The sequence below is a fragment of the Rhodopseudomonas sp. genome, assembly GCF_048594845.1.
Lineage (GTDB): Bacteria > Pseudomonadota > Alphaproteobacteria > Rhizobiales > Xanthobacteraceae > Rhodopseudomonas.
In genome coordinates this window covers 21094-30036 of the sequence record NZ_JBMDXE010000069.1, presented here as the reverse complement: position 1 = coordinate 30036, position 8943 = coordinate 21094, and the positions used below count along the sequence as shown (strand labels likewise).

The window sequence follows — 8943 nt, the reverse complement described above, 5'->3', positions numbered from 1 at the left end:
GCGCCGAGCGATCCGTATTGCGGGCGATATTTGAGAGGCTGACAGGTCATCAGCGAGCCGGCCGGATCGCCCATCGCCCCATGGGTGATGAAGCCGCCTTTTACCGTAACCTCGGGCTTGGCGATAAAGAACTTCGGCCGCCAGAACACCAGATCGGCGAGCTTGCCCGGCGTGATCGAGCCGACATATTTGTCGACGCCGAAGGTGATCGCCGGGTTGATCGTCACTTTCGCCAGATAGCGCTTGATGCGGAAATTGTCGTTGCCCGACCCGTCCTCCGACAGCCGGCCGAAGCGCTGCTTGTTGACCGCCGCGAGCTGGAACGAGCGCTGCGCGCTCTCCGCGGCACGTCCGACGCCCTGGCTGTCCGATCCGATCATCGAGATCGCGCCGAGATCATGCAGCACGTCTTCGGCTCGCATGGTCTCCGCTCGCGCCCTTCCCTGGATGAACGCCATGTCGGTCGGCACTGCCTTGTTGAGATTGTGACATGTGATCAGCATGTCGATCTCTTCGTCGTAGGTGTTGATCGAGAACGGATTGGTCGGATTGGTCGAACTCGGCAGGCAGTTCGGCTCCATCACGCAACGCATGATGTCCGGCGCGTTGCCGCCTCCTGCGCCTTCGGCGTGATAGATGTGCATGACGCGCCCGTTGATGGCCGCGAGCGTGTCCTCGTAGTAGCCGGTCTCATTCAGCGTATCGGCGTGAACCTGAACCTGGAAGTCGAGCTCGTCTGCGAGATCCATGCAGGTCTCGATGGCGGCCGGCGAGGACGACCAGTCCTCGTGAATCTTCAGGCCGGTTGCGCCGCCGATGATCACCTGCTCCTCGAGCGCGCCTTTCACCGAGGCGTTGCCCTTGCCGAAATTGCCGAAGTTCAGCGGAATATCCGCCATCGCTTCGAGCATGCGGTGCAGGTTGAAGACGCCCGGGCATTCGATCCCGACAGTCTTCGGTCCCGATCCGCCGCCGATCACCGTGGTGAAACCCGCGCTCTGATACTCGTAGAGCTGCTGCACGCTGTCGAAATGCGGATGGATATCGATAAAGCCCGGCGTCACGATCATTCCCTCGACCGACAGGATGTCGGTGTTGGGAGAGACGACAAGGCCTGGCGTGACGTTCATGGTGTCGGGGTTTCCCGACTTGCCGACACCGACGATCATGCCGTCCTTGATGCCGATGTCGCCTTTCACGACACCAAGGATCGGGTCGATGATCACGGCGTTGGTGACGACCAGATCCAGCGCACCGTCACGAGCCTTCCATTTGGAGGCCTGCCCCATCCCGTCGCGGATCGTCTTGCCGCCGCCGAACACCAATTCGTCGCCATACGTGGTGTAGTCGTGCTCGATCTCGGCCACGAGCCCGGTATCGGCGAGATGGATCTTGTCGCCGGTGGTTGGTCCGTACTGCGCCGCGTAGTCCGGTCTGGTGATCTTCATGCTCATGGCTGTGTCCGGGCTGGTGTTGCGCGAAGGATCAGGACTTGGATTCCGGCTTGGCCGGCGCGAACCGATCGTCGGCACGCGTCCGCGACTTGAACCGCTCGCCTTCGAAGCAAAAACCGTGGGCCTTCAGGTTCTGCATCGACAGATCCTTGATGATTTGCGACCGAACCGACCCGTTGGTCATGTTGTTCATGCCGAGCGCGACCTGGCGGCCTTCGTAGGTGGTCAGCTGGACCTTTCGACTCTGTCCGGGTTCGAAGCGAACGGCTGTGCCGCTCGGGATATCGAGCCGCATGCCGAACGCGGCCTCGCGATCGAACGCCATCGCCCTGTTGCATTCGGCAAGATGATAGTGCGCGCCGATCTGGACGGGCCGGTCGCCGGTGTTGACCAGCACCAGTTCAATCACACGACGCCCGAAGTTGATCTCGATGTCGCCGTCGGCGAAGTCGATCGCGCCGCACTTCTCCGGCTCCCCGACCTCGAACGCTTCCGAAGGGACGATCGATGTCGGGATCGGCGGGCGTGTCCATTTGCTTGCCATAAAAGCTCTCCGGCTGGGTTCACGACGACGGACGTCGCCCTTAATCGCGGATCGGATTCATGACGGTCACCAGCTTGGTGCCGTCGCGAAACAGTGCTTCGACCTGAAGGATCGTGAGCATCTCCGGAACGCCGGTCATCACATGCTCCCGCTTCAGGATCGTCGCGCCGTATTCCATCATGTCGGTCAACATCGGAATGACGCCTTCGCGGGCGCGCTCGAGGATCTCGTCGCTGATCACCGCGACGGCTTCCGGATAATTCAACGGGACGCCCTTCTCGAGCCGGCGGCGAGCCATCTCGGCCGCGGCCCAGATCTGAATGCGTTCCTCTTCGCGGAGTGTCAGGTGCATGGTCTCTGTCCTGCTTCGAACCCAAAGCCGCGCAGCGGCGGCGCAAGATGCTGAAAGGCGTGGCGCTGTCCGGACGGCAGCGCGGCGACGTCAGAGCGCCCCGGCAAGCAGCGCCATGCCGGCGACAGTCACGGTCGCGCCGGCCGCGCGAAACAACCGCGGCCGCAACGAGACAGTCGCCTCCCGCGCCAGCAGCCCTAGCGCGATGCCGACGCCGTGCAGCAGTCCGGTGGCGAGCACGAAGCCTGCGGCGTAGCTCACCGTCTCGGCAGCGGCGGGGATTTCCCTGCCGTGCGCGTAGCCGTGAAAGATCGCGAAGAACCCCACCAGCGCCGCTGCGCCGATCGTCGGCAGACCGATTCCGAGCAGAAGGATGAGCCCGAAGACAATCACCGAAAGAGCAATTCCGAGCTCGGCGAAGGGCACGGTGATGTGCGCCATCCCCAGCATCGCGCCGACCAGCATCATCGACACGAAGCCGAGCGGCGTAATCCACAATGCCCGGCCGCCGAGCTGCGCGGCCAGCAGGCCGACCGCCACCATGGCGAGCACGTGGTCGAGACCCGTGAGCGGATGCAGGACGCCACCAGCGACAGTGTGGAAGTGATCCAGCCCGGGATGGGCCAGCGCCAGTCCGGGCGCCAGTGCCAGGACAGCGACCATCGACGAGCCTGCGAACAGCTTCTTCATACGAGCCCTCCGGTAAGCAGCTGGTCCGTCGCGGGGGCGATCTCTTTGAAAGCTCCCGCGACACCTGCCGCGGATTGAAGGCCGACGCCGCAAACGCGACAACTCCCCTTTTGGGTAGCGTGCTGGCGCGGCTCCCGCCCGTTAGCGTTCCGCGCCATCATTCCCATCAGCAGGAAGGCGATATCGATGAAAGCCCAGCTCCGACGCGGTTTCTCGTCCTCACTCCTTACAGTCTCGACACTCGTCGGCGCGGCTGCAGTGACGCCCGCAATGGCCGCGAAGGACAAGATCACGCTCTGCACGATCGACGACGTGTCCGGCGACTTCTCGATCATGTCGACGCCGAAGACCTACGGCTACAAGCTGGCCGTGAAGGAAATCAACGACGCCGGAGGTATCGAGGTCGACGGCAAGAAGAAGCTGATCGATCTGGTCTCATACGATGGTCAGTCGGACATCAAGCGATATCAGGAACTGGCGCAGCGCTGCGTGTTCGACAACCAGGCCGACGTGGTGATGGCGGGCTACACAGGCGCCGAACGTGAGGCGGCTCGCAAGGAAGTGGTCCGCAACAAGACGATCTACTGGCACAACAACCAGGGCGAAGGCGGCATCGCCGACCATTATTCATTCTTCTCCGGGCCGACGCCGGAGCAGCAGGTGCTTCCGGCGATCAAGTACATGGTGGAGAAGATCGGTCCGAAGATGACCTTCATCGGCGCCGACTACAAGTTCTGCCGCGCCATCGGTCAGTGGGTCCGCGTGGCGGCCGGGCTCGCCGGCGGCAAGATCGAAATGGAAGAGTATTTTCCATTCGGCGTGTCGCAGTGGCAGGCGACGATCGACAAAATCAAGGCTGTGAATCCCGACTTTCAGGTGCATTGCCTTGTCGGCGCCGACCAGGTGCAGTTCTATCCGCAGGCGCAGGCGGCCGGCCTCAAGACGCCGGTCTGGTCCAACGTCACCATCTCCGACGGCTACGAGCACAAGCGCTTCGCGGCGCCGTCGCTCGCCAATCTGTACGTTCCGCCCGCTTATATCGAGGACGTGCCCGGCGAAACCAGTAAGGCGTTCGCCGGCAAGATCCGCGCGATGTTCCCGAACACGCCTTACGTCAACGAGCACGCCGCGTTCGCTTACGTGGCGGTGAAGGCCATGGCTGAAGCGTGGAAGAAGGCCGGAAGCACTGACACCGAGAAGACGATCGCCGCGCTCGAAAGCGACATCTCGCTGCCGGACGCGCCCGGTGGTCCCTGGACCATGCGCGGCAAGCAGCATCACGCGGCGATGCACACCTACCTGTTCAAGGTCAATGATGATCACTCGTTGAAGCTGGTGTCGGACCTCGGTCTGACGGAGCCACAGTTTCTGTCCGGGATCGGCGTCGACATGACCAAAAAGGCGCCAAACCGCCAGTTTCTTCCGCCGGACAATCCGGAGTGGAAGAAGTATCTGGCCAAGTAACTCGGATCTTTCCATGCACACCCTCGCGCCGGACCGAAATTTCGGCGCGAGGCCATTCGATCAGACGGAGTCGACGGAATGGAATGGTCGGGGCAGATTTTCAGCTGGCTGTATCAGTACTTCGACAACATCGCCTTCCTGATGCTGGCGGCGGCCGGCCTGATCCTGATCTACGGCATGATGGGCGTCATCAACATGGCCCACGGCGAACTGATGATGATCGGCGCCTATGTGGCATCCGCAGTGTTTCATGCGGGTGCGCCTGCCCCGATCGCCATCGCGGCGGCTGGCGCGGCCGCCGCTTTCGCCGGCATCGTGATGGAGCGGCTGGTGATCCGTCACTTCTACAATCAGCTTTTGTCCTCGCTGGTGGTGAGTTGGGGGCTCAGCCTGATCATGAGCCAGGGCACCCTGCTGCTGCTCGGGCCGTCGGTCATGAACATGCCGACGCCGTTCGGCAGCTTCAGCGTCGGCGGCTTCTCCTTTGGCGTCTACCGCATGGTGATGTTCGCGACTGCGATCGCCTTGATCGCCTCGACCTGGGCGCTGTTTCGATTCACCCCGTTCGGCGTCGCCGCTCGTGCCGCCATGGAGAAACCAAGGATGGCGGCGGCACTCGGAGTCGACGTGACGCGGGTCTACACCGCAACCTTCGCGATCGGCGCAGGCCTCGGCGGCATCGCCGGTGCGATGTTCGCGCAGACTGCGGCCGTCTCGCCCTTCTTTGGACAGACCTACACGCCGATGGCGTTCATCACCGTGGTGATGGGCGGCGGCGCCAATGCAATTCTCGGCCTGATCTATGCCGCCGTCTATCTGGCGGGCGTCCAGACCATCGCGGCGAACGTCTTCAATCAGTACGTCGGATACATTTCGATCATGGCGGCCGCCCTGATCGGCCTGCTGACGATGCCGTCGGGGATCTCTGATTTCGTGCAGAAGCGCCAAGCCCGCAAGATGGCGCGATGAGAATGATGACCGTCTCCCGCATCCGCTCCCTGCTATCGAACCTGAATGGGCCGCAGACGCTCGGCAATTCCCGCATGTTCTGGGCGCTCTGGCTCGTCGGTCTCGCGGCCTTCGCGCTTTTGCCGCTGGTGGCTTCGCGCTACCAGATCCTGACCGCCAGTAACTTCCTCATCTCGGCGATTCTGGCACTCAGCCTGTGCCTGATATGGGGCTATGCCGGCATCTTGAGCCTCGGTCAGGCTGCGTTCTTCTGCATCGGCGGCTACGCCTACGGCATCGTCGGCATCAATCTGATCGAGACCACGGGCGAAAGCGTCAGCGCGGTGATCGCCGGAGCGATTGCGCCCGCTTTGCTCGCAATGGCCGTCGGCGCGTTGATGTTCTACGGCCGCTTGAAGGGCGTCTATGTGGCGATCCTGATGCTGGTCGTATCGCTGCTGCTCGGTCTGTTCATGCGGCAGACCGCCGACCCGACCTATGCGATCGGCGGCGCGTATCTCGGCGGCATGAACGGCCTCGGACCGGCGACGCCGAGCGATCCCGCCATTCCGAGCCTCACCTTCGGCATCGGCCGGCACAGCATCGAAATCGACGGGCGCGGCGCGGGGTTCTATTGGGTCGCGCTGGGTGCGCTGGTCGCGATCTACCTCGGTTTGCGCTGGCTGGTGAATTCGAGCTTCGGCTATCTGCTGGTCGCCGTGCGCGAGGATGAGCAACGCACCGAAACCTTCGGTTACGACGTGCGGCTGATCCAGTTCGCCGTGTTCACGCTGTCCGCGGCCATCGCGGGATTGGCCGGTGCGCTGTACACGGCCTGGGGCACCTACATCCACCCCGACGGCTTCAGCGTCGGCCCCAACATCCTGGTCGTGATCTGGGTCGCGGTCGGCGGGCGAAAGGATCTCACCTCCGTGGCGATCTCGACGCTGGCGCTGAGCTGTATCTCGATCGAACTCGCAACCTGGGGCGAGATTTCGCTGCTCGTGCTCGGCTTCATCCTCGTCGGCGCAATGCTGGCCGCACCCGAGGGAGTATTCGCAACGATCGGCGCCTGGTTGAGCAAGATCTCCGCCCGACGCACTGGGCAAGCGACCGCCGCGCGGCCGGCGCCCACGGGGCCGGGAGCCCGCCTATGAGCGACGTCATTCTGGAAGCGCGAGACGTTCACAAGGTCTATGGCGGCGTCCGCGCGCTGAACGGATTGTCGCTGTCGATCCGGCAGGGCGAGATCCATTGCGTTGTCGGGCCCAACGGGGCCGGCAAGAGCACGTTCTTCAAGACGCTGATCGGAGTCGAGCGTCCGACCACCGGACAGATCATCTACAAGGGCGAGGATGTCACGCGACTGCCGGCGTTTCGCCGCGCGCGTCGCGGGCTTTCGGTCAAGTTTCAAAACATCAGCCTGTTCGCCGAACTGACGGGACTGCAAAATCTGTTCGTACCGCTGCGCAGAAATCACCCGAAATCAGAAATTCCGGCGCGGGCCGCGGCCGTGCTCGCGCGCGTCGGGCTGGCCGGCACCGAGGACCTTCCGGTTCGCTATCTGTCGCATGGCCAACAACAATGGCTCTCGATCGGCCTGTCGATCGCCGCCGACCCGGACCTGTTGCTGCTCGACGAACCCGCCGCAGGCCTCTCTGTCGAAGAAACCGCCCGCACCGCCGACCTCATCCGCCATCTCAATGCGTCGGGCATGACGGTGATCGTCATCGAACACGACATGGGCTTCATTCGGAGCCTGCGGGCACGCACCAGCGTACTGCACTATGGCCGGCTGTTCGCTCAGGGCGAGTTCGACGAGATTGCCGCCAACGAAGAGGTCCGCCGCATCTATTTGGGAGCCGCCTGATGCCCGTGCCGGATCCGCAACTCATGATCTCGTCACTCCAGTCCGGCTACGGGCGGGTCAAGGTCGTCAACAACATCTCGCTCCAGATCTCGACCGGCGAAATCGTCGCCGTCATCGGACGCAACGGCGTCGGCAAGACGACGCTGATGCGCACGATCATCGGAGAGATCCCGGCGCTGACCGGAGCGATCCGCTTTCGCGGAATCGACGTCACCCGCCTCGACTCCACGCGCCGATCCCGCCTGGGTATCGGCTACGTCCCGCAAGGCCGTGACGTCTTCACCCGCTTGACTGTCGCCGAGAACCTCGCGCTCGGCGTGCGGGTGGGCGATGCGGAGAAGCCCAATCTGGAGCGCGTCTTCGGTTTCTTTCCGATCCTCGAAAAGCGCCTGTCACAGCTTGCGGGCTCGATGAGCGGCGGCGAGCAGCAACAGCTCGCGATCGGCCGGATCCTCGCGGGCCGGCCCGACATCATCCTGCTCGACGAGCCCTCCGAAGGCGTGCAGCCCAACATCATCCAGGACATCGGCCGCATCATTCGGCGGCTTCGTGAAGACGAGCGCCTGACGGTTCTGATCGTCGAGCAGAATCTGGATCTGATCCGCGCAGTCGCCGACCGATGCGTCGTGATGGATAAAGGCGCGGTGACCGGTGAATTACAGCCTGACGAACTGAGCGACCCGGAGGCCGCAGCGCGCTATCTGGCGATTTGATTACCGGGACGAGGACGTGATCAAGCCCATCTGGGTGGCGACCGACACGGCCTGCGCCCGGTTGCAGGTCTCGAGTTTTCGGATGGCGTTCTTCATGTGCATGCGCACCGTCTCGACCGACCGACCGATGATGACCGCCGTATCCGCATCCGTCTTGCCTTCCGACGCCCAGGTCAGACACTCGATCTCGCGCGGCGACAGAGCGGCGGACGCGACCGTGTCGATCTGATCTTCCAGGCCATGCTCGAGCACGAACTGCGTGAATGCGTGGGTGAGCCAAAGTAACGGGTCGCGCGCAGTCTCCCGAACACTCGCCCAGTTGCCACAGGTCCGATCAGAAATCGCGCTGACGACGCCGAACCGGCCTCCCGGAAGATGGACCGGAACGGTGATGCCGCGCGACAACCCGAAATCGTTCAAGTAGTCGCAGGCAGCTTTCTGCTCCGAAGACAGGCTTGGGCTTTGCTGCACGTCGGACCATTCCAAAGGCATCGTGCCGCTGAAGCATGCACGGTAGTAAGGATCCACGCGCATGAACTTGTCCCAACCGCTCTCCCAGCCCGTCGGAAAATTACGGACGTTGAGTTTCAGCGGGAGCCATTCGCCGTTCGGCAGTCGTGCCGGCCGCGGCAGATAAGCGTAGAGGACCTGTGTAAATCCAAGATCTGCCGAGACTTCCATCAAAGAGTCGAGCGCTGATGAAAAATCAGTCGCTCGTTCCATCTTTCGCCTGAACACTTGGCTTAGGGTCTGTGGCGAGTAACTCATAGCCTCGACTCTCTACCGAAAACAGGAAGCAGCGATCGACCTCTAAGTTCGATTTAATTTAAGCAATTTCGATGCCAACGATGTCGGGGCTGAACTTGCGCAGCCACCTGAGACGTCCTCGTTGCCGAACCGTGCTGTCG

General features: G+C 62.8%; 10 protein-coding genes. 5 read left to right on the top strand and 5 right to left on the bottom strand.

What is annotated here, in order from left to right; genetic code table 11:
* The 4 genes from ACOJTD_RS03750 to ACOJTD_RS03735 all read right to left on the bottom strand — a co-directional run.
* On the bottom strand, nucleotides 1-1454 hold a 1454-nt coding region (locus tag ACOJTD_RS03750), incomplete at its 3' end, for an urease subunit alpha (protein WP_420131588.1).
* Nucleotides 1455-1485: 31 nt separating this feature from the next.
* Nucleotides 1486-1998: an urease subunit beta gene (locus tag ACOJTD_RS03745; protein ID WP_420131587.1), complete on the bottom strand. Its 513-nt coding sequence runs from the start codon at nucleotides 1996-1998 to the stop codon at nucleotides 1486-1488.
* Nucleotides 1999-2038: 40 nt separating this feature from the next.
* Complete coding sequence (locus ACOJTD_RS03740) at nucleotides 2039-2350, bottom strand: urease subunit gamma (RefSeq protein WP_420131586.1); 312 nt, start codon at nucleotides 2348-2350, stop codon at nucleotides 2039-2041.
* Nucleotides 2351-2440: 90 nt separating this feature from the next.
* Nucleotides 2441-3040: a HupE/UreJ family protein gene (locus ACOJTD_RS03735; RefSeq protein ID WP_420131585.1), complete on the bottom strand. Its 600-nt coding sequence runs from the start codon at nucleotides 3038-3040 to the stop codon at nucleotides 2441-2443.
* 186 nt (nucleotides 3041-3226) lie between these two features.
* On the opposite strand from ACOJTD_RS03735, the gene ACOJTD_RS03730 reads away from it, so the two are divergent.
* The 5 genes from ACOJTD_RS03730 to ACOJTD_RS03710 all read left to right on the top strand — a co-directional run bounded on the left by ACOJTD_RS03730 (nucleotide 3227) and on the right by ACOJTD_RS03710 (nucleotide 8035).
* Nucleotides 3227-4504 (top strand): ABC transporter substrate-binding protein, encoded by a 1278-nt coding sequence (locus ACOJTD_RS03730; RefSeq protein WP_420131584.1) that lies wholly within the window; start codon nucleotides 3227-3229, stop codon nucleotides 4502-4504.
* A 78-nt stretch (nucleotides 4505-4582) separates the two neighbouring features.
* Nucleotides 4583-5473 carry an ABC transporter permease subunit gene (locus ACOJTD_RS03725; RefSeq protein ID WP_420131583.1) on the top strand — a complete coding sequence of 297 codons (891 nt, stop codon included), beginning with the start codon at nucleotides 4583-4585 and terminating at the stop codon, nucleotides 5471-5473.
* Nucleotides 5470-6609, top strand: a complete 1140-nt coding sequence (locus ACOJTD_RS03720) for a branched-chain amino acid ABC transporter permease (RefSeq protein WP_420131582.1) — start codon at nucleotides 5470-5472, stop codon at nucleotides 6607-6609. The genes ACOJTD_RS03725 and ACOJTD_RS03720 overlap by 4 nt, the downstream gene beginning before the upstream one ends.
* Nucleotides 6606-7322, top strand: a complete 717-nt coding sequence (locus tag ACOJTD_RS03715) for an ABC transporter ATP-binding protein (RefSeq protein WP_420131581.1) — start codon at nucleotides 6606-6608, stop codon at nucleotides 7320-7322. Before ACOJTD_RS03720 ends, ACOJTD_RS03715 begins: the two co-directional genes overlap by 4 nt.
* Nucleotides 7322-8035 (top strand): ABC transporter ATP-binding protein, encoded by a 714-nt coding sequence (locus ACOJTD_RS03710; protein WP_420131580.1) that lies wholly within the window; start codon nucleotides 7322-7324, stop codon nucleotides 8033-8035. The genes ACOJTD_RS03715 and ACOJTD_RS03710 overlap by 1 nt, the downstream gene beginning before the upstream one ends.
* Here ACOJTD_RS03710 and ACOJTD_RS03705 read toward each other — a convergent pair whose 3' ends face one another.
* The gene (locus tag ACOJTD_RS03705; protein WP_420131579.1) at nucleotides 8036-8758 is read right to left on the bottom strand and encodes a helix-turn-helix transcriptional regulator; all 723 of its coding nucleotides are present in this window, start codon (nucleotides 8756-8758) and stop codon (nucleotides 8036-8038) included.
* Nucleotides 8759-8943: the final 185 nt, after the last annotated feature.

Bases quoted from the DNA above. Each gene is read 5' to 3' on its own strand.
- ACOJTD_RS03705 (WP_420131579.1), bottom strand. From the start codon at position 8,758: ATGGAACGAGCGACTGATTTTTCATCAGCGCTCGACTCTTTGATGGAA.
- ACOJTD_RS03735 (WP_420131585.1), bottom strand. From the start codon at position 3,040: ATGAAGAAGCTGTTCGCAGGCTCGTCGATGGTCGCTGTCCTGGCACTG.
- ACOJTD_RS03715 (WP_420131581.1), top strand. From the start codon at position 6,606: ATGAGCGACGTCATTCTGGAAGCGCGAGACGTTCACAAGGTCTATGGC.
- ACOJTD_RS03745 (WP_420131587.1), bottom strand. From the start codon at position 1,998: ATGGCAAGCAAATGGACACGCCCGCCGATCCCGACATCGATCGTCCCT.
- ACOJTD_RS03710 (WP_420131580.1), top strand. From the start codon at position 7,322: ATGCCCGTGCCGGATCCGCAACTCATGATCTCGTCACTCCAGTCCGGC.
- ACOJTD_RS03720 (WP_420131582.1), top strand. From the start codon at position 5,470: ATGAGAATGATGACCGTCTCCCGCATCCGCTCCCTGCTATCGAACCTG.
- ACOJTD_RS03725 (WP_420131583.1), top strand. From the start codon at position 4,583: ATGGAATGGTCGGGGCAGATTTTCAGCTGGCTGTATCAGTACTTCGAC.
- ACOJTD_RS03730 (WP_420131584.1), top strand. From the start codon at position 3,227: ATGAAAGCCCAGCTCCGACGCGGTTTCTCGTCCTCACTCCTTACAGTC.
- ACOJTD_RS03740 (WP_420131586.1), bottom strand. From the start codon at position 2,350: ATGCACCTGACACTCCGCGAAGAGGAACGCATTCAGATCTGGGCCGCG.